Origin of the sequence: Massilia putida, from assembly GCF_001941825.1 — a bacterium.
Lineage (GTDB): Bacteria > Pseudomonadota > Gammaproteobacteria > Burkholderiales > Burkholderiaceae_D > Telluria > Telluria putida.
This window is the reverse complement of record NZ_CP019038.1, coordinates 2,992,706-3,013,187: the sequence shown is the minus strand read 5'-3', so window position 1 is coordinate 3,013,187 and position 20,482 is coordinate 2,992,706. Positions and strand designations below refer to the sequence as shown.

General features: G+C 66.7%; 16 protein-coding genes. 4 read left to right on the top strand and 12 right to left on the bottom strand.

The features are described 5' to 3' along the window. Positions 1-3 precede the first annotated feature (3 nt). Together BVG12_RS15535 and BVG12_RS15530 are read left to right on the top strand one after the other, a co-directional pair. A complete protein-coding gene (locus BVG12_RS15535; RefSeq protein WP_156895650.1) occupies positions 4-453 on the top strand; it encodes a cupredoxin domain-containing protein in 450 nt (149 codons plus the stop codon). A 49-nt stretch (positions 454-502) separates the two neighbouring features. Continuing rightward, positions 503-1,120 carry an LON peptidase substrate-binding domain-containing protein gene (locus BVG12_RS15530; RefSeq protein ID WP_075793191.1) on the top strand — a complete coding sequence of 206 codons (618 nt, stop codon included), beginning with the start codon at positions 503-505 and terminating at the stop codon, positions 1,118-1,120. 1 nt (position 1,121) lies between these two features. Here the strand turns inward: BVG12_RS15530 and BVG12_RS15525 are convergent, their stop codons facing one another. Beyond that, complete coding sequence (locus BVG12_RS15525) at positions 1,122-1,799, bottom strand: EF-hand domain-containing protein (RefSeq protein WP_075793190.1); 678 nt, start codon at positions 1,797-1,799, stop codon at positions 1,122-1,124. 363 nt (positions 1,800-2,162) lie between these two features. On the opposite strand from BVG12_RS15525, the gene BVG12_RS15520 reads away from it, so the two are divergent. Then, positions 2,163-3,626 carry a DEAD/DEAH box helicase gene (locus tag BVG12_RS15520; protein ID WP_075793189.1) on the top strand — a complete coding sequence of 488 codons (1,464 nt, stop codon included), beginning with the start codon at positions 2,163-2,165 and terminating at the stop codon, positions 3,624-3,626. Positions 3,627-3,804: 178 nt separating this feature from the next. Here the strand turns inward: BVG12_RS15520 and BVG12_RS15515 are convergent, their stop codons facing one another. The 11 genes from BVG12_RS15515 to BVG12_RS15465 form a co-directional block, all read right to left on the bottom strand. Next, complete coding sequence (locus BVG12_RS15515) at positions 3,805-5,505, bottom strand: histidine kinase famiy protein (protein WP_075793188.1); 1,701 nt, start codon at positions 5,503-5,505, stop codon at positions 3,805-3,807. Positions 5,506-5,586: 81 nt separating this feature from the next. Next, positions 5,587-7,107: a hypothetical protein gene (locus BVG12_RS15510; RefSeq protein ID WP_075793187.1), complete on the bottom strand. Its 1,521-nt coding sequence runs from the start codon at positions 7,105-7,107 to the stop codon at positions 5,587-5,589. 6 nt (positions 7,108-7,113) lie between these two features. Further along, positions 7,114-10,011 (bottom strand): glycosyltransferase, encoded by a 2,898-nt coding sequence (locus BVG12_RS15505; RefSeq protein ID WP_075793186.1) that lies wholly within the window; start codon positions 10,009-10,011, stop codon positions 7,114-7,116. Between the two features lie 3 nt (positions 10,012-10,014). Then, positions 10,015-11,262, bottom strand: a complete 1,248-nt coding sequence (locus BVG12_RS15500; RefSeq protein ID WP_075793185.1) for an FkbM family methyltransferase — start codon at positions 11,260-11,262, stop codon at positions 10,015-10,017. After that, on the bottom strand, positions 11,259-12,479 hold the full coding sequence (locus tag BVG12_RS15495; RefSeq protein WP_075793184.1) for an ABC transporter ATP-binding protein: 1,221 nt from the start codon (positions 12,477-12,479) through the stop codon (positions 11,259-11,261). Before BVG12_RS15495 ends, BVG12_RS15500 begins: the two co-directional genes overlap by 4 nt. Then, complete coding sequence (locus BVG12_RS15490; protein ID WP_075793183.1) at positions 12,479-13,285, bottom strand: ABC transporter permease; 807 nt, start codon at positions 13,283-13,285, stop codon at positions 12,479-12,481. Before BVG12_RS15490 ends, BVG12_RS15495 begins: the two co-directional genes overlap by 1 nt. Positions 13,286-13,445: 160 nt before the next feature. Next, positions 13,446-14,171 (bottom strand): Crp/Fnr family transcriptional regulator, encoded by a 726-nt coding sequence (locus BVG12_RS15485; protein ID WP_156895649.1) that lies wholly within the window; start codon positions 14,169-14,171, stop codon positions 13,446-13,448. Between the two features lie 35 nt (positions 14,172-14,206). Next, positions 14,207-14,530, bottom strand: a complete 324-nt coding sequence (locus BVG12_RS15480; protein ID WP_229503894.1) for a VanZ family protein — start codon at positions 14,528-14,530, stop codon at positions 14,207-14,209. A 123-nt stretch (positions 14,531-14,653) separates the two neighbouring features. Continuing rightward, the gene (locus BVG12_RS15475; protein ID WP_075793180.1) at positions 14,654-15,778 is read right to left on the bottom strand and encodes an acyltransferase family protein; all 1,125 of its coding nucleotides are present in this window, start codon (positions 15,776-15,778) and stop codon (positions 14,654-14,656) included. Between the two features lies 1 nt (position 15,779). Then, positions 15,780-17,030, bottom strand: a complete 1,251-nt coding sequence (locus BVG12_RS15470; protein ID WP_075793179.1) for a tetratricopeptide repeat protein — start codon at positions 17,028-17,030, stop codon at positions 15,780-15,782. After that, entirely contained in the window at positions 17,027-18,781 is a 1,755-nt protein-coding gene (locus BVG12_RS15465; RefSeq protein WP_229503893.1) for a CHASE2 domain-containing protein, read from the bottom strand. The genes BVG12_RS15470 and BVG12_RS15465 overlap by 4 nt, the downstream gene beginning before the upstream one ends. Before the next feature lie 284 nt (positions 18,782-19,065). Between BVG12_RS15465 and BVG12_RS15460 the strand changes: the two genes are divergently transcribed. After that, positions 19,066-20,451: a FecR family protein gene (locus tag BVG12_RS15460; protein WP_229503892.1), complete on the top strand. Its 1,386-nt coding sequence runs from the start codon at positions 19,066-19,068 to the stop codon at positions 20,449-20,451. Positions 20,452-20,482 lie beyond the last annotated feature (31 nt).

Genomic DNA, 20,482 nt, shown 5'->3' with positions numbered 1-20,482 from the left:
CCCATGCACTCCCATTCTTCCACCGACGCGAGCCTGCTGCACCGCGTGCGCTGGGGCGCCGCGCTGGCCCTGGTCGCGGTCGTGCTGTGGGCCGCGCTCGCGCCGCTGCGCTATCCCACGCGCGAGCGCGACTTCGTGTTCGCGCACGGCGCCGGCCCGGTGCCGGCCGAGGTGCGCCTGACGCTGGGCGTGCGCGACGTCCTGCTGCTGCGCAACCGCGACGCCGCGCCGCACGTGTTCGGCCAGGCGCTCGTGCTGCCGGGCCACGCGTTCCGCCTGCCGTTCGAGCAGGCCGGCGACTATGTGTATGCCTGCGACGCGGCGCCGGGTCACTTCGTCACGGTGCGCGTCGGGAATCATCCGGACCCCGGCTGGGCGCGCCTGGGCTGGCGTCTGCGCGTCCTGGCCGAGGCCGTACGCACGTTGCCGATCGAAGGACCGGGGGACGAATGACGGTGCAATCGTGCTCCGTCCCGCGCGGCGAATCTGTCATCATGCGCGCATGGCCACGATCACGTTACCCCTGTTCCCGCTGAGCACGGTCCTGTTCCCGGACGGCGTGCTGCCGCTACAGATCTTCGAGGTGCGCTACCTCGACATGATCAGCCATTGCCTGACGGAGGACGAACCGTTCGGCGTCGTGCTGCTGACCCACGGCCAGGAAGTGCGCACGCCGCAGGGGCAGGAAAAGTTCGCGGCCGCGGGCACGCTGGCCGCCGTGCAGGACACGACGGCGTCTACGCCGGGACTGCTGCAGGTGGTGTGCCGCGGCGGTGCGCGCTTCAACGTGCTGGACAGCGAGCGCCGCACCAACGGCCTGTGGATGGCCGAGGCCGAACTGCTGGAAGACGACCACGTCGTGCGCATTCCGTCCGACCTCAAGGGCGCGGCCGACGCGCTCGACCGCGTGCTGGCATCGCTGCACGACGTGCCGCAGAGCCGCTGGCCCGTGCAGCCCCCGTTCCGTCTGGACGATTGCGGCTGGGTGGCCAACCGCTGGTGCGAGCTGCTGCCGCTGCCCAATCACCAGAAGCAGAGCATGCTCATGCTCGACAATCCGATGATCCGGCTGGAGCTGCTGCACGACGTGCTCGATGAGCACGGGCTCATCACATCCTGATTTATGCTTCGGCGCTGATGCTGCTGCTCGACGAGCTCGTCGAGCTGGTCGACGACGACGTGCCGTCGCTGCCGTTGTCGGCATAGGCCTTCAGCAATTTCAGCGCGTGCGCGAATTCGCGCATCGGATCGTGCCGACGATGCGCCTTCGCGGAACCTTCGCTGGCGGCGCTGCCTGAATCGCCGGACCCGCTGGCCGAATCCGCCTGCTTCGCATCGTAAGCGGCCAGTTCTGCCGCGCTGACGGTGCCGTCGCCGTTGGTGTCGGCCGCCCCGGTCGTGCCGCTCGTGCTGCTGCCCGAGCCGGTCGAAGCGGTCGAGCCGGCGCCACCGGGGCCGCCCGCACCACCCGGCGGCGGACCGGGCGGCGGACCGTCCGGCCGCATGCCGCCCCCGTTCATGCGCGACGCATCGAACTGGGCATTGAGCTGGTCGGACAGCTTCGTCATCGCGTCCGTCAGCTCGCTCTTGGTGACCTTGCCGTCGCCGTCGCCGTCGAGGGCGCCGAAGGCGTCGTCGATGTCGCTCGACGGCGTGGCGCTCGAATCGCCCGTCGCCGACAGCGCGCTCTGCAGATCGCTCTTTTCGATATACCCCTGGTTCTTCGTGTCGAGCTTGGAAAACACGGAATCGGCCCAGTTCGACAGACTGCCGGTATTGCTGCTGATGCTTGCAACCATGATGGAATCCTTTGCTAAGCGGGATTGTTGACTGCATGCATTATCGGCCGAAGGCGGCCCGGGAAGCAGGCCGGACGGTGTAAAGCCGGGTAAAGGAACGTAAAGAGCAGGGGATTAAAACATTGTAATTTGCCGTCAAAAACGCGGATTTCATATACAGGGGGTAGGATTTGAGGTAACCTTGAGCGCGATTTAGACTCTCTACGTCCGTGCGGCGCCGTGTGGCGCTGACCAGGCAGCCAAAGTCGCCGCTCCCGGCCAAGCCGCGCGAGGCGCGTCCCGTCACCCCGGTTTTCCCGCGTTGGCCCTGCCAGGGCAGCAGCCCGGCCGTAGAACGCAACGATTCATTGCCCGAAAGAAAACATGTCTGAAACACCGACCACCATTGAAGCTGGCGGCGCACCGACCGTGCGCTTCGCCGATTTCGGCCTGGCGCCTGAGATCCAGCGTGCGCTGTCGGACCAGGGCTATGTGCACCCGACCCCGATCCAGGCCAAGGCGATTCCCATCGTCCTGCAGGGCCGCGACGTCATGGGCGCGGCCCAGACCGGCACCGGCAAGACGGCGAGCTTCTCGCTGCCGATCATCCAGCTGCTGCTCCCGCACGCCAACACGAGCATGTCGCCCGCGCGCCATGCCGTGCGTGCCCTCGTGCTGACGCCGACGCGCGAACTGGCGATCCAGGTCGCCGAGAACGTCAAGGCCTACGCCCAGCACACGCCGCTGCGCTCCACCGTCGTCTTCGGCGGCATGGACATGAAGCCGCAGACCGAGATCCTGCGCCGCGGCGTCGAGATCGTCATCGCCACGCCGGGCCGCCTGCTCGACCACGTCGAGCAGAAGAACATCAGCCTGGCCCAGGTCCAGATGCTCGTGATGGACGAGGCCGACCGCATGCTCGACATGGGGTTCCTGCCGGACCTGCAGCGCATCATCAACCTGCTGCCGAAGAAGCGCCAGAACCTGATGTTCTCGGCCACGTTCTCGCCGGAGATCAAGAAGCTGGCGTCCAGCTTCCTGAACGACCCGCTGACGATCGAAGTCGCGCGCAGCAACGCCACCAACACGTCCATCACCCAGGTGCTGTACAAGGTCGACGAAGAGCAGAAGCGCAACGTCGTCGAGCACCTGATCCGTGCGCGCGACCTGAAGCAGGTCCTCGTGTTCTCGAACACGAAGATCGGTGCCTCGCGCCTGGCGCGCTACCTCGAGCAGGCCGGCATCAAGGCGTCCGCCATCCACGGCGACAAGACCCAGCAGGAACGCATCGCCGCGCTCGACGCGTTTAAAAAGGGCGACATCGACGTGCTGGTCGCGACCGACGTCGCGGCCCGCGGCCTCGACATCACCGACCTGCCGTGCGTGATCAACTACGACCTGCCGTACAACGCCGAGGACTACGTGCACCGCATCGGCCGCACGGGTCGCGCCGGCGCCACGGGCGATGCGCTGTCGGTGTATTCGGACAAGGACGAGCGCCTGCTGGCCGACATCGAGAAGCTGATCAAGCAGACCATCACGCGCGGCGAGCTGACCGGCTTCACGCCTTCGCGCGGCTTCGAGCGCGACGCGCGCGGCGCGGAGCGCACGGGCGATCGCCGCGGCGGCCGCCGCGAGTCGGACAACCCGCGCGGCGAGCGCGCGGAGCGCACTGAACGTGCCCCGCGTACCTTCAACGCGCCGCGCCGTGAAAAGATCGATCCGTGGTTCCTGAAGCCTTACGAACCGTCGGCGGTCGCGCGCAAGGAAACGGCGGCGGCGCCGGCCGCTTCGAGCAAGCCGAAGCCCAAGCTGGCGGCGCTGCTGGGTGGATTGCCGAAGCAGTAATCAAGATGAAGGCCTGACGCGACGCGCCAGGCCTTTTTTGTTGGCAGTGGCCGTCGTCCCCGCGCAAGCGGGGACCCATGCCGAGCATCAGAATCCGGACTGCGGGATGCTTGACAAGGTGTCTGACAACCGGACTTCGGCAACTCGGCATGGATTCCCGCTTCCGCGGGAATGACGTTTATACGTCCCGCCCCAGCGCCGCCTCCACCCGCGCCAGCAGGTCGCCATGCTTGTACGGCTTGGCGAGGATATTCAACCGCTGCCCCTGGCCCTGGCGCGGCAATTCATCCATATACCCCGTCGTGACGAGCACCGGCAGCCGCGGGCGCAGGCGGCGGACTTCGTCGACGAGCTGCAGGCCGTTCATCCCGCCCGGCATGATCACGTCCGTGAACAGCAGATCGACCCGCGCGCCTTGCCGCAGCAGGGTCAGCGCCTGTTCGCCGCTGGCAGCCGACAAGACCGCGTAGCCGGCCATGCCCAGCACGCTCTCGGCCAGTTCGCGCACATCGTCGTTGTCCTCGACGACGAGGACGCTGGGCTTGCTGCCGGCCGCGTCGTGGGCGTCCGGCGCGGCGGCGTCATCCTGGCCGTCGGCGCCGGATTCGGCCCCGTGGTCGGCCACCGGGAAGATCATGCGCACCGTCGTGCCTTTGTCCGGCGTGCTGTCGATTTCCAGGCGGCCGTGCGACTGCTGCACGAAGCCGTGCACCATCGCCAGCCCGAGGCCCGTGCCCGGCCCCTTGGTCGTGAAGAAGGGCTCGGTCGCGCGGCGCAGGACTTCGGGCGGCATGCCGATGCCGTGATCGATCACGCACAGGTCGACGTAGGTGCCGGGGTCGAGGTTGTGCGCCTTGATGCGGTCCTCGTCGCGCACGACCGCCGTGGCGACGGTCACCTCGCCGCCCTCCGGCAGCGCGTCGCGCGCGTTGATCAGCACATTCAGGAGCGCCATCTCGAGGTGCGTCGGGTCGAGATGGCACAGCGGCAGGCCGGGACGCAGGTCGAGGCGCAGGTCGATCTTGTTGCCCAGCGTGCGCACCAACATCTCGGAGAACTCCACGACGAGGTTGTTGATGTTGACGGGCCTGGGCTCGAGCCGCTGCTTGCGCGCGAACGTCAGCAGCTGCTGGGTGAGTCTGCCCGCGCGCATGGCCGCGCGCTGCGCCCGTTCCAGCGCGCCGCGCGCCATGTCCGGCTTGTCCAGGCCGATCAGGGCGACTTCCAGATTGCCGTTGATGACCTGCAGCAGGTTGTTGAAGTCGTGCGCCATGCCGGCCGTCAGCTGGCCGATCGCTTCCATCTTCTGTGCCTGCAGATGGGATTCCTGGCTCAGGCGGCGTTCCGAGATGTCCATCTGCGATGCGAAGAAGTACAGCAGCTGGCCGTCCTGGTCGAAGATGGGACCGATGAACAGGGCGTTCCAGAACGGCGAGCCGTCGGCCTTGTAGTTCAGGATATCGACGGCGACGGCGCGCTGCTCCGCGACGGCCTTGCGCACCTCGTCCACCGTGCGGCGGTCCGTCTGCGGGCCCTGCAGGAAGCGGCAATTGCGGCCGATGACGTCTTCCTGCTTGTAATGCGTGAGGTCGAGGAAGGCGCCGTTGCAGAACACGATCGGGTTGTCCGGCTGGCGCGGATCGGTGATGGTCATCGGCATGCGCGTCATCTCGACGGCGGCGAAGAAGATGTTGCCGCGATCGTCCAGTCCGTCGCGCTTGATGTACGTGGCCTGCCAGTGGTTGACGCCGGGATTGCCCATCGGCTCGTAGGCATTCCCCTCGATCTCGCCGGCCGCGGGCACGCCGAAGCTCTGGCCGCCGCCTTGCTCCTCCATGCCGTTCTTGAGGGCGTTTTCCTTGTCCGGTCCCATCACCATCGCGCGATCCCCGATGAAGCTCGATGGTGAAATTCTAGGGCGGTCGCCGACGCCACACTGTTCGTGACCGCACTAATGCGATCAAGGCGCGGGCATGCAGAGCGGGTCGCCGTCGAGGTAGCGCCAGCCCTGCGCGCTTTCGACGATGCGGTTGCCGGATGCCAGCGTGCGGCCCGGACCGCACAACTGTGCGCCGGCGTTTTTATTGGCGGCGTTGAACAGCGCCTTGGCCGGCAGCCCGGCCGGGCGGTACACATAGACCTTGTCCGGCTGGATGTAGTCGTCGTTATGCGCCATGCGTTCGGCGAAGATTTCCGGTTCCGGATGGTAGTGGTCCGGCGCATGGGCCAGCACGAAGCGCGCGAGCGGACTGAATTCCACGTAGGTATAGCTGCCCGCGTTGAGCATGGCGCCGCCCTGCGTCAGCACCAGCCACAGCGCCAGCAGCGGCGGCCAGCGCCCGTGCATGCGCACGCGCAGGAGCAGCGCGAACACGAGCGGCATGCCGGCCCAGAACGCATAGCGCATGACGCCGGCCGCGCCGGAATTCCAGTTCAACACGGCCAGCGCGGGCAGGATCAGCGCCAGCACGAGGGCCAGGCACAAGGCCGTCAGATGCAGGTTGCGGCGCCAGCCCCATACGAGCAGCGCCGCCGCCACGCCGGGCAGCGCGACGATCGCGCCCTGGTTCAGGTCGAAGAAGAACGACACGAGGCGCGTGCCGCTGATGAGGCCCGGATCGGAAAACCTGCGCGCGATGATGTTGGGTACGCCGAACTGGACGAGGTTGAACAGCGGCGGCAGCGCGAACACGGCGAGGCCCGCCGCGAATCCGGTGACGTTCGCGCGGGTCAGCTGTGCCTTCGCGTTGGTCTTGAAGCCTGCGTCGTGGCGCCAGTCGGCACACAGTTTGAGCAGCGGCGCGAAGGCGAAGAACATCACGATGGTCGGATTCTGCTGGGCCGCGAGACCGGCCATGATGCCGCCGGCGACGGGCGACCCGCCCAGCCAGAACAGCAGGCCGGCCAGCAGCGACGCGGCGCTGACGCACTCCGGGCTCGTCTGGTTCATGTACAGCATGCCGCCGCAGCCGAGGAACAGCAGCACGCCCAGGCCGGCGCGCACGGCCGAGCGGAAAAAGCGCAGCAGCGCCAGGCCGAGCACGAACACAGCCGCGTAGTTCGCGGCCTGGAACGCCTTCAACGGCGCGATGCCCACCGTCTCGAACACGCGCAGCGGCAGCGCCGCCAGCGCGGGATAGCCGAAGAAGTGAATCGGGAAGACGTCACCGTATCGCCCGCGCGCGAACGCGGGGTACACGTTCTGCCTGCCTTCGCGCATGTCCTGTTCGAGCGGATCGAACGCCCAGCCCAGTTGCGGCACGAGCTTGCGCACGGCGGCGATGTCGGCGAGGCGGATGTCGGGCGTGCCGTGGTGCGCGATGGCGACCGTGTCGAGCGTGTACTCGAGCATGTCGCCGCCGAGGATCGGTTGGGAGAGGCCGAACAGGATGCTCAGCGCGGCCAGCAGCGCGAGCGGAAAGCGCCAGGCGCGCCAGCCCGCGGGCAGCCGGCGCAGGGCGGGATCGTCAGCGGGCCGCATCGCCGGTCAAGCGTCCGTGCCGGGCAGCGTGCGATACCACTTGCCGCCGACGACGGCGTCGACCACCTGGCGCGCGCTGCGGTCCCACGTCAGCCATGGCATGCCGGTGGAGGCGGGCGCCTTCCCGTCGCGCCACAGCGCGAGCCAGTCTTCGAGCGCGCGCGCCAGGTCGGCGGGGGCCAGGCCGTCGAAGTAATACGCGTGCTCGCCCGCGACTTCGCGGAATACGGGCAGGCTGCGCGCGACGATCGGGATGCCGTGCTGCGCGGCCTCGATCAGCGGCAAGCCGAAGCCTTCGCCTTCCGAAGCGGCCAGCAACGCCGACGAGCCGGCGTACAGTTTCAGCAGCATCTCGTCCGAGATCCCGGCGAGCCAGAACATGCGCTTGCCCTTCTCCGGATGATCGGCCATGCGCGCGGCGAGTTGCTCGACCATCCAGCCTTCCTTGCCGACGATGACGAGGTTGACGTCCACGCCCCGTTCCCACAACTGTTCGAACGCCGCCAGCGCCTGGGCCTGGCCCTTGCGCGGTTCGACGGTGCCGACCATCAGGAAACTGGGGCGCGCGGCGAGCGCGGCCAGCACGACGTGGGCATCGGGCGGCAGGCCCGTGCTCGGGGCGCTGGCGTCGATGTCGGCGCCCAGGTGGAACCAGCCCAGTTGCAGCGGCAGGCGCCGGCGCAGGCCCTGGCCGTCGTACCACGCCGCCAGTTCGTCGGCGACGGCGCGCGAGATGCAGATCACGCCGTCGGACACCGCGTGCACGGTGCGCAGGAAGTCGCCGAAATACTGTTCCGTCCCGAACGGGAACACGTCCGGACGCAGCATCGGCAGCAGGTCGTACACGACGAAGTGGATGTGCACGCCGCGGTCGGCCATCGACCGCAGCAGCGCTTCGTTTTGCGACGTGCCGTTCGTGAACAGGTCGAGGCCGAGGAACACGTCGCCGGGGCGCAGGTCGACGGGCGCGTCTTCCAACGTGAGGTCGGTCGTCCCGGTCATGCCGAGCGCGAACTGGCGCGCGTAGCGGTAGGCGTTGCCGCCGCCGTGGGAAAACACGGGCTCGACGCGGAAGCCCGCCGGCGGATCGTTCAGCATCGCCAGCAGGACGCTGCGCACGACGCGCTGGATGCCCGTCTTGAGGTCCGACTGCACGAGGGCGGACACGTCGACCAGCAGCTGGCGCGGCGCGACGGGCACGCGGTTGAACGCGATGGCGGCGGCGAGCGGCGCCAACTCGCTGTCCGGGCAGACGGGCGCGGCGGCGCGCACGACCTGGCGGTACAGCGCGTGCCTGCCGTGGTGCGTGAAGTGTTCGATCGCGTCGACGTACATCCGCCCGACGCGCGCGGGCGCGTGCTCGGCATCCATGTGGGCGAGGGCGCGCTGGCCGAGCTCCGTACGCACATCGGCATCGGCGTGCAGGCGGGCCAGCGCGTCGGCCAGTTCCGGCACCGTGAACTCGTCGCGCAGCTTGACGAGCAGGCGATCGTCGATCGAGGCCGTCGAGCCGTGCGCGTTGACGATGGTCGGCAGCGCATACAACAGGCAGTCGAGCACGGAGGCCGACGTCTCGCCGCGCGTCGACGTGCGCAGCTGTACGGCGCAGTCGGCGGCGGCCAGGTAGTCCGCGTAGGTGGCCGCGTCGACGAAGCCCGTGACGCGGATGCGCTCGTTGGCCGTGCTGGCGCCGGCCTTGCGCAGCAGCTCGCCGCCGTACAGGCCCGGGTCGTTCTCGCCGACGAACACCAGTTTGCAATGCGCATCCAGAGCGAGCGGCGAAGCGAGGAAGGCGTCCAGCAATTCCGCGTTCAGCTTCGTGCGGCCCAGCATGCCGAACGTGCACACGACGTAGTCGTCCATCGCCAAACCCAGGCGCGTGCGGGCGGCCGCGCGCGCGTCAGGCCCGATGCTGCCTTCCGGCCGGCCGCGCAGCAGCGGGATGGTGCGCCAGTGTTCGGCCGTCTGTTCTCCGTACCAGTCGCTTGCCAACGTTCTGGAAAAATCCGAGTGCACGATCACGCCGGCCGCCGCATCCAGCACGCCCTTGTTGACGGGGTACTTCCAGATGGCCGAATTGCGGCCGTTCCTCGCGTGGTCGAGCAGGCCACTGAAGCCGTGCGATTCGTACAGCGCCTGCATGAACGCCTGCGGCAGATACGCTTCGCGTTCCAGGTTGTCCAGCACGCCCGAAAAGAAGAAGTCGTGCAGCACGACGACGCCGGGCACGTCGCGGATCAATGCGAACATGTGCTGGTGCGCGTGCGAATTGCCGAAGTGGTACAGCACGCGGTCGAACAGGTGCGCGTTGTCGCGCAGCCAGGCGGGGCTGTGTTGCGGGAAGCCCGCCACGCGCGAATCGTTCACGTGTTCCTGGTCGACGACGAGGTCGATGTCGTAGTGCTTCGCCAGTTCCGGCAGCAGTTCCGCGCTGTAGTCGGCGATGCCCGATTTGACGGGCGGCAGCGGGGACACGTACGCCAGTTTCGGGCGGCCTTGCGGCGCCAGGGGCGGCGCCGCGCTTTCGGCCGCGCTGGCGGCGACGCGGGTCCACAGCGCGCCGGCGCTCTCGGTGCCGGGCGCGGACACGACGTGCGCGAACGGCGCGCCCGGCATGGCGCGGGCGCGGCCGGCTCTGGCCAAGGTCAGCACGACGTCCGGCGCAAGGCCGGCGAAGGCGTGGATGCGCACCGCGGCCGCGTAGCGGGGATTGCCAGGCAAATCGAACACGCGCAGGCGGTCCTTGAACACCGAGCGCAGCGTCTCCACCGCCACGTGCGAGCGGTTCGAGACGGTCACCCGGATGTCATGGCCGGCGGCCGTGCGCACCAGGTCCTGGGCGAGCGTCAGCGCCGCCGAATCGATGCGATCCTGGCTGTCGTCGAAGTCGATCACGATACGCATGGTTCAACCGCCTGTGTGCTTGCGGGCGCGCTGCAGGTCGGCCAGCACGTTGCGGACCGAGACCGGCAGGCCCCTGAGTTCTTCGGGGACGTCGATGTTCACCGCCGGCTGCGGCAGGCTGCCCTTGACGGCCTGCAGCATGCCGGACACGCGCCGGTTCAGCGCCGGATGGCGCAGCAGGAACGGGATCAACGCGCGGCGCAGGCGCTGGTTCTTCGTCACGCGCGCAAGCACGCGGCGCGCGAGGCCGGGCCGGCGCAGGCGGATCACGATGCTGCCCGCCATGCGCAGCGGCCGCGTCACCTTCCAAGACGTGCTGTTATAGGTCGCCGTCAGGCGCTGCTCGAGGTCGCGCGCCCACAGCGTGGCTTGCTGGCCGTTGGCGTGGGCCTGGGCCAGGTCGTGGCGCAGCTGCGCGATTTCGGCCAACGCCTCCTGCTTTTCCAGTTCCAGGTTTTCCGCGAACTGCATCATGTCGTGCAGCTCGGTGCGTGCCGCCTCGGCCTGTTGCTCCGACGCTTCCAGGGCTTTCGTGGCCGTGCGGTTCGCGGTCCAGGCCTTGTCCAGATGGTGCGAGATGTAGTCGTCGAAGACGTTCGGCTGGATGCCGAAGCTGTCCAGCAATTCCGCGTGTTCCTCGGCCACGTAGTAGCGGTTCAGGCCATCGAACCACGCATAGCGGTAGCGCCGGCTGGTGACGAGGTGTTCCCAGCTGGCGTGGTTCGTCTCGCGGCTGTTCGGCAGGGTCGCTTCGATCACGAGCACCCAGGGCCGCCAGCGCTCGAAATCCATGCCGCGCAGGACTTCGCCTTCGAAGCCTTCGACGTCGATCTTCAAAAAGTGGACGTCGCCGCGCACGTGCTCTGCGCACACGTCGGTCAAAGTGCGCACGGGCACGGTGAGTTCGGCTACCGCGTGGCCTTCCGCGCGGTGCAGGTCGGCGACGCTGCGCTCGGGCGAGGCCCAGCCGCGCACGGCGGGCACGTCGTACAAGGTGAGCGTGCCGGCCTCGCTGCCGGCGGCGACGGCGAGGTTGATGTCGCCGGGGCGCTGCTCGTCGAAGGCGGCGATGTGGGCCGGCAGCGGTTCGATGTTGATGCCGCGCCAGCCGGCGTCGTAGAACGCCTTGGTGACCGAATGCTCGACCGGATCGTTGGCGCCCACGTCGATGTAGAAGCCGTCCCGGATGTGGCCGAGCGCACGCCACAGCAGCACGTCCTCGTTGTTCTGGGCGTAGGAGATGAATCTCATGTGCGTTGGATGTCGATGGCCGGGTCGAGCCAGGCCGACCCTTCGAAATACGGACGGCGCATGTTCACGACCGTGAACACGAGCGCCAGGTCGCGCCATTCATAGTTGTTGACGAGGTGGGTCTCGGTGCTGACGATGGCCGTCGCCACCGAATAGCTGCCCGGTCCCAGGTTCATCGGAAAGGCGAAGCGGTACACGACTGTTTCAAAGGCCGCCACGTCGTCCAGCGGCAGTTCCTTCAGATGCGTGTTGGTGCCGTACATCGGCTGGCCGAGGCGGTCCTTGATCATGTAGCCGAGGACCATGCGCGGGATCGCGGCGTTGGTTTTCACCGTCACCTGCAGCGTGACCGGCGCGCCGACGTCGACGACTTCCACGCGCTCGCCGTGTTCGTCGAGCAGGGCGATGTCGGCGACGGTCGCCTCGCCCGTGCCGGACACGGTCTGCACCTTGCCCGTCCCGGTCGCCTGCAGACGGACAGTCGCGTTTTCCCGCTCCGCGATCAGGGCGTTGTAGTAATCCATGATCTCTTCCGGCGCGCCTTCCTTGGTGAGGCGGCCGCCGTCCAGCAGCAGGGCGCGGTCGCACACGGACTGGATCGCCTGCTTGTCGTGCGAGACGAGCAATAACGTCGTGCCCTGCTGGCGGTAGCGGCGGATACGGTCGAAGCTCTTGTGCTGGAAGTACGCGTCGCCGACGGACAGGGCTTCGTCGACGATGAGGATGTCGGGCCGGCGCGCGGTGGCGACGGAGAACGCGACGCGCATCTGCATGCCGCTCGAGTACACGCGGACGGGCTGGTCCATGTAGTCGCCGATCTCGGCGAACGCTTCGATTTCCGGCATCAGTGCGGTGATCTCGTCGACCGTCATGCCGAGCAGCTGGCCCGCCATGTAGACGTTCTGGCGGCCCGTGAAATCGGGATGGAAGCCCATGCCCAGTTCCAGCAGCGCGGCCACGCGGCCTTCCATGTAGACGGTGCCCGTCGTCGGCTGCGTCGTGCCCGTGATCAGCTTGAGCAGGGTGCTCTTGCCGGCGCCGTTGATGCCGATGAGGCCCACGGCTTCGCCCGGCGCGACGGAAAAGCCGACGTCGCGCAGCACCCATTTCAGCTTGTGGCGCGGGCGGCCGGGAAATACCCATTCCGCCAGGCGCGACCAGCGCGTCGGATATTGTTTATAGGCCTTGCCCAGGCCTTTGACGACGATCGCGCCCATCAGAGTTCATCCACCATCTCGCCGGCGCGGCGGCGGAACAGGCGCAGGCCGAACAGGCACAGGACCACGGCCAGCACGAACACGGGGAACAGGGACCGCCAGTCGGGCGCGGCGCCTTGCACGAGCACGGCCTGGTAAGCGGCGATCACCCGCGCCATCGGATTGAAGTCCAGCAGCGGACGCACGTCGGCCGGCAGGATCGTGGCCGGGTACACGATGGGCGTGAGCCAGAACCAGAACTGCATGGCGATCGTGACGAACTGGCCGACGTCGCGGAAGAACACGTTCAGCACGCCCGCGATCATGCCGAGTCCGATCGCCAGCAGCACCTGCACGGCGAGCACGGGCAGGATGGAAAAATAGATCCAGCCGGGGAAAGAACCCGAGGCGACGAGAAAAACGGTGAACAGGCCGAAAATGATGGCGAAGTTGAGCAAGGCGGAGAGCACGATGATGAGGGGCAGGCAGATGCGAGGAAAGCTGACCTTCTTGATGAGGTTGGCCTGCTCGATGAACATGCCCTGGGCGCGCGCGACGATCTCGGCGAACAGGCCCCACGTGAGGACGCCCGCGCACAGCCAGATGCTGTAGGCGTAGTGCGCGTCGGCCGCGGCGCCGGGCAGCTTGCTGTGCATGACCTCGGCGAAGATCACGGTGTACACGACGATCATCGCGAGCGGCGAGAGCAGGGACCACAGCGCGCCCAGCACCGCATTGCTGTACTTCGACTGGAATTCGCGTTTGACGCTGCCCAGCACGAAGCCGCGGTAGGCCCAGAGGCCGCGCAGCATCAGGGGAGAGATCATGGCGCGGTCCCGGCAGGCGGCGCCTCGGCAGAGTACGTCTGGTGGTTCTTCATAAAGTGGCAAGGCCCAGTGAGCGCAAGATTATACTCTACGGTTCTGCCACACAAATTAACAGAGTTGTAACGAAGTTTGGGCCGGATGTCACCGGACCGGGCCGGCCTCAGGCGCCGTGCGCCAGCTTCTTCAGGCCTTCCGGATCGCGGATGATCAACCGGTGTGCATCCTTTTGCGCGATGCCCAGCTGGGTGAGCGTGAGCAGGGCGCGCGTGACCGTCTCGCGGCTGGTGTTGACCATATTCGCGATGTCCTGGTGGGTGGGCAGGTTTTCGACGACGCTTGGGACACCCGGTTCCAACGACTGCTGTTTTTGCATCTGCATCAGGTAGGTATAGATGCGCTTGGCCGTGTTGTTGATGCTGAGCAGGGCACGCAATTCGGAATCGCGTTGGATCTTTTGCGCAAGGTGTTTGAGCATGTGTCGCGCCACCGACGGCGAGTGGGCGAACAGATGCATGGCCGTGGGCGCGGGCAGGAAGCCGACCAGCACGTCCGTCATCGCGACGACGGAGGCAGAGCGCGTCGAATTATTGATCAGTGCAATTTCGCCGAAGAAGTCGCCCGGCGTGAGCATGCGCAGGCCGATCGCACGGCCATCCTCCGTCACGTCGATGACCTGCAGCTGGCCGGACAGCAGGAACATCAGGCCGTCGCCATGGCCACCCTTCTGTAGCACGATGTCGCGCTTGATGTATTGGCGGATGCGCATGTCTTGCTTGACGCGGATGATTTCCTCGTCGTTCAGCTCCGCCAGCAGCGGGATCTTGCGCAGGTGGATCTGGATCTGCCTTTCCTCGGCCGGGGGCGCAGCCGCGGGGACGGGATCCATGCGTTGCATTTCCTTCGTCGTGGAGGTCATGGGCTTCATTTGGAAAACAGGTGGATGCACTCGGCGCACAGCGCGACCGTTGCGATGCCCGCCGCGTTGGCGCCGATGTCGCGCCAGGAAAACCCTCGGTCGGGCAGCAGCGCCTGCAGGCATTCGATCAGCCAGCCGCCGAGCAATAGGCCAAGCAGCCACAGCGCCGCTTCGGTCCGGCCGTGCGCGATGCGCAGGGCCAACAGGCTCAGGCCGGCAAAGCTCGCGAAATGCAACAATTTATCGTTGGGCAGGGAGGACGGCAGCCAGCGGTTCGGCACCAGGCAGCCGGAAACGACTGCGACGCTCGCCAGGCCCAGCAACAGCATATCCACAACCATCCGTTCCGCTATCCTCATTTCGACCAGGCATGATTGTATACGGTCGAGGTCGCAACGGGGCGCAATTCTCGCGCCGGTGCGGCATTTTCGCAGCTTAGCAGAGTGCAAAGGTCAGGCGCGTTCGCGTGGACGCGCGGGCGTCGCGCCTGCCAGCGCTTCGCGTGCGTTCCGGCGCAGCAGGCGCCGCACCGTGCGCAGCGCGGGGGCTTCCACCAGGTGCCAGCTGAGCACGGCCAGCACGCCCGTCACGAGCAGTCCCAGCGCCAGCAGCCGCCAGTGGCCGAGCGGGGCGAACGCGGTACGCAGCATCAGCAGCACCGGCCAGTGATAGATGTAGATGCCGTAGGAATAATCGTGGCGTTGCAGGTGGGCGGCGACAGGCAGCCGGAGGCTTCCGACGGCCAGCGCGAGCGTAGCCGCCACCAGCAGGATGCCGAACCAGGTCAGCGGGTTCGGCGTCAAGGCGGCCCAACGTGTCCAGTTGAGGCCGGCCAGCGCCAGCGCGCACGCGACATGGCGCCAGCCGATGCGCAGGTCGCGCGCCAGCGTGTGCAGCAGCATGCCGGTCAGGAACAGCGACCAGAGCCGCGTCTCCCACACATAGCCGCCGATCACGTCCGGGAACAGGTTCGCCGCCGCCAGCAGGAACAGCGCGGCACCACGCATCCACGTGCGCAGCGGCAGCGCGGCGGCGAGGCCGACCAACGCCACCACTACGTACATCCGGCCTTCCCAGTACAGGGTCCATAGCGGCCCGTTCAGCGTCTCGCCGTTCAATACGCCCGGGAGCGTCAGTTGTTCCGGCGGGATGATGTAGCGCAGCCAGTGCAGCGCGGTGTTGTCGACGATGTAGCGCCACGGCGCCGGCGCCAGCATGCCGCGCCAGCCTGCGCTTGAAAACAGGCCGACCGCGAGCGCCGTCGTCAGGAGCAGGCAGACGAACAGGCCGGGTACGATGCGCGCCACGCGGCGCAGCAGGTAGCGGCCCAGGTGCGGGTCGCGTTCCCAGCTCTGGCTGATGAAGATGCCGCTGATCAGGAAGAAGACGCCGACCGCGAGCGCGCCGAGGTCGGTGTGCGGCGCCAGCAGCGGACTGACGGGGTCGGACGCGCCAGGCCGCGCCGAATTCAGCGGAAAGGCGTGAAAAACGACCACGAGCGTGGCGCACACTAGCCGGACGAGGTTGAAACCGTTGTCGTGCGAGGCCGTGGCCTGCTCGAGGGTGCGTGGCGCCATGTCAGAAACCCTGCCATTGCCAGCTCAGTTGCAGCTGGTGATTGTTGTATTCGAAAATAGAAATATTTTCCCGGTTGCGGACCGCACGTGCTTCCAGTTGCAGGCTCTGATGTTCATCGAGCCGATAGCTCAGCGAGACGCGCAGCGATTGCGTAAGCTGGCGGCGTACGGCGTTGATCAGACCCGGCGAATACGGCTGGTCACCATGCCAGGACTGTGCCGTATAGGCCAGTTCGCCGCTCAGCCTGGTCGACAGCGCGCGTCGCGTCTGCACGTTGCCATACCAGCCGATGCGGCTGCCGCCGGGACGCAGTGCGCCGGAGCGGTCATCCAGGCGGCCAATGCCGACACTGTCGTACCGGCCCTCTTTACGGTGGGTCAGTATTCCCCGTAATGCATAGGTGTTCGAATCGAAGTTCGCCAGCGTCAGAAATTGCGTGTGAACAGCGCTGGCCAGCAGGGCGAACTGGACGCCGCCAGGCAGCGGCAAGGGTGGGTCGATGCGTGCCTGCAACTGGACCTGATGCTGGTAGTCGTGGCCGCCCAGCGTGATGTTGCCCAGTGTGCCTGTCGTGCGCAACGCCCATCGGCCGATGCGCCAAGGTGCGTCGACGCCGGCGAACAGCGAAGCACTGTCGTACCGATGCAGGTGGTCGTTGCGTCGCCCCAGAAACTGGGCAAAGCCGACGGTTCCGTTACGCGTGAGTTCGCGCGTGTAATCCGCTGCTGCCATCGTGTACTGATCGTGGTGCGGCAGGAAATCGGACGACAACGCGTATTCGATCGGTCCGGACCCTGTATCCAGGGTATAGCTGGACGCGCTGGCCCCCTGGTTGACGTTCTGGTCGGTGCCCCGGCCCGTCGTCACCGTGAATGTCGATTGCGCATGCCAGGTGGAGCAGCCGGCTTCGCGGGTCTCGGCGATCAGTTGCAGCATGGCCGGGCTGGGGTTGAAGCGGGTCTCGATGACGGCGAATAGGCGTTCGGCCTCGTCCCCGTGGCCGAGTGCGCACTGGGCCATCGCCAGGTCGACCCAGGCGCCGGCATGCAGCGGCTCCTTGTCGATCAGGCGGCGCAGTTCATTCGAGGCGTCGGTGCGACGGCCTTCGGCGATCGCCTGCAGGGCGTCCTGATACAGGTCCTGTTGCAGCGGCGCGTCCTGGCCGGCCCGTGCGACGGTGGGCACGAGCAGCAGGGTGCAGGCCAGCAGCCGGGCGGCCAGGGCCGCCCGGCGCGGTTCTGGATGCGTCATGCTGGGCGCTCCATGGGCGGCGCCGGGACCGGCTGTTCGATACCGGGGGCGCCGTCGATGACCGTGTACAGGACAGTGGCCTTGCCCTTGCCGCGCAAGCGACGCTCGCCCAGCGGCAGGAAACGATGCCGGCCCGCTCGTTCGACCGTACCGGCGCCGACGATCACGTCGTAGGTGAATTCGCGCGCGGCCTGTTCCAGGCGCGACGCGGTATTCACACTGTCCCCGACCGCCGTGTAAATGCTGCGCAATGAGGTGCCGAAGTCGCCCGCCATCGCCAGGCCGCTTTCGATGCCGATGCGTACGCGCAGGCTCGGATAGCCGAGTGCTTGGCGTGCATCACTGAGGCGAGAGACGCGCTCGACGATCGCGCGAGCGGCGTCGAGTGCCAGGTCGGCGTGCTGTTCGACCGGCAATGGCGCGCCCCAGAACGCGACCAGGCCGTCGCCGGTGTACTTGTCGAGCGTGCCGCCATGCTCGAAAACGGGCTCGGTCAGGCAGTCGAGGAATTCGCGCGTCAGGACGGCAGCCTGCTCCATCGACAACGACTCGACCTGGCCGGTATAGCCTTCCATGTCGGCGATCAGCGTGGTCACGTCGAGCAGGCGGGGCGACAGCGGGTCGCGCAGATTGCTCCGCAATAGCTCTTGCACGACGGCCGGCGCCACGTACTGGCGCAATGTGCTGAGCAGGTGGCGCGAGCGCTGCTGGGATTGTTGCCAGTGGAAGGGCACGGCCAACGTGAGCAGGAAAAGATTGGTGGCCAGCGGTCCGGTCGTACTGAAGCCCGGGTCATGCGGTGCCGTCAGGTAGGCCACGCCAACCCACAGCACCGACAGGCCTGCCAGCAGGCCCACGCTGGACAGCGCTGCCAGGCGCGGAAAGGCCAACGCCGCCAGTAGCGCGGCGGTCAGCGCGAAGGCTGTTGCCAATGCACGCCCGGGCCAGCGTGGCGGCACGGCGCCCGCTTGGTGGTCGAGCAGATCGGACAGCACGGCGGCCTGTACGTCCAGGCCAGGGCGGCTGGCGTCATGCGGCGTCGCCACGCGGTCGGTCAGGCTCATCGAGGAAGAGCCGACCAGCACGAGGCGCCCGCTGGCGCTGGCCGGGTCGATGCTACCGGACAGGATATCGGCCGCGCTTGCGATCGTGAAGGCGCTCCAGTCGCGTCGGAACGACACGCGCATCAGGCCCGGATCGCCCAATTGCAGGGGGCGGGAACCGGTGCAGCAATTGACGAGGGCAAGGGCGAGGGCCGGGTAATCGCGGCCGTCGAAGCGGGTCAGCAGCGGAATGCGGCGCAGCACGCCGTCGTTGTCGGGGATGAAACCGATGTTGCCGACGTGCGGTGCGCGCGCCAAGCCCGCATGGTTGGCCAGGTAGCCAGTGGCGAGAACGCCGGGACCGCGGTAATAATGGGTGGCGCCGGCGAGTACGCCACTGCGCAAGGGTTCTGGTCGCAGCCCGGCAGGGTCATAGGCGAAAGCCTGGGCAAGCACCAGCGGTCCGTTCATGGCCAGCATCGCCAAACGCGTATCGCCAGGCGGGTCGGCTGCTTCCGGCAACAGAATGTCGAGCGCGATGCCGCGCGCTTCATAGCGGGTCAGCAAGATTTCGACGAGATCGGCCAGGCGGGCGCGCGGCCATGGCCATGGACCGAGCGCCTTCATGCTGGCCTCGTCGATGTCGACCACGAGGATACGCGGCTCGGGAGCGATCGTCGATTGCGCGCGGACGAATGCATCGCGCAATTGTTCGTTGCCAAAAAACGACATTTGCGGGGGTACGCCCCACTCTGCCCAGAGCGTCGGCAACACGGCCGCGATCGCGATTAGCCAGCTTAAGACATTAACCCATGTGACCGGACCAATCCAGGCGCGCGGGATGACGGATGAAGAAGACGGAGTCACGCAGGTCGGAAAAATGTTGCTATAAAAGAGCAAGTATAGCCGGGCAGTTCCAGCTATCGCAGCGATTATTGGTTGTCGCGGGTGTTTAATGCCCGGGGGAACGGCCTAGTTTGCTATAAAATGTGATGGCTGTCACAGAAATCTATTGCCTGATCACGATAATGCTCGAAAGAAGAGGAATGACAATGCCACGTCGTCTACTTGTTGTTGCTACGCTGGCCCTGGCGGCCCAGGCGCATGCCGCAGAGGCAGGCAAAGTCGTCTTCGCCGCGGGCGCTGTCCAGATCGCCGAACATGCCGGCGCCGAAGGCGCGGCCGTACAGGAAGGCGATCTGCTCAGCACTGGGGCGGATGGCTTCCTATATATTAAGACGATCGACAATGGTCTCTTCATCTTGCGCCCGAACACGCAAGCTCGCATCGTCACCTACCATGTCGATACCAGTAACCCGGTCAACACCAGGGTCAAGCTGGAGCTGATCAAGGGCGTTGCCCGCAGCAAGTCCGGCGAGGCCGTCAAGTTGGCGCGACAGAACTTCCGTTTCAATACCCCGGTTGCGGCGATTGGCGTGCGCGGCACCGACTTCACCGTCTATACCGACCAGGACATCTCGCGTGTCGCCGTGCTGACCGGCGGCGTGGTGGTCAGTGGTTTCGTTGACGCCTGTCGTCCGGATGGCGCGGGGCCATGTGAAGGTACGGCCAGCCGCGAGCTGTCAGCCGCGCAACGTAATTTATTGTTGCAGGTGCAGCGCGGCCAGGGTACGCCTCTACTGTTGCCCGGAGGCATCGCTACGCTTGACCAGGCGTCGCCGCCGCGTGCGGACGAACCGCTCGCCAAGGCTGGCGCCGCGGGGTCCTCGAATATCGTGGCCGAGCCGACGCTGGATGCGCAGAAAACCCATACGATCAATCAAGCCGTCGTCCAGAAACCTGTTACGGCACCTCCGGTGATGTCGGACAATAGCGGGCAGGGGCAGCCGGCGACGCCGGACTTGCCGGAGCGGCAGCTTGAATGGGGACGGTGGACTTTGCTCAACGGTAGTGCGCCCAATATATCGTTGACCGGTCCCGTGAATGCCGAACGTATCATTGATGGCAATTTTGTGCTGTACTGGACTGCTGGCAAGGAATTCGTGTCGCCGGCCCAGGGTAATGTCGGTTTTGCGTTGAAGAATAGCGAAGCCTATATCATGACACCGGGCGATGCGGCGGGCTCGGCAAAGGCCGCGCAGCTGAGTAACGGCACATTGAATGTCGATTTCGGCAGCCGCGCATTTACGACCGCGATGGACTTATCGGACGGGGCGACGATCCATAAACTGCAGGCGCAAGGCAATGTCGGTGCAAATGGTCGGCTGTATGGCGACCCGGCGTATTCGCGCCCCGGCTATATCAACGTGCAGGGCGCACTCAGTAATGCCGGGGGAGGGAGCGCCGCCTACCTCTTCGACGGTTATATCGACTCCACTCGCACCGTGAACGGCGCGACCTCCTGGACGCATCGCTGATTCTTGTCCATTCCCGAGTCCGGCAGCGATT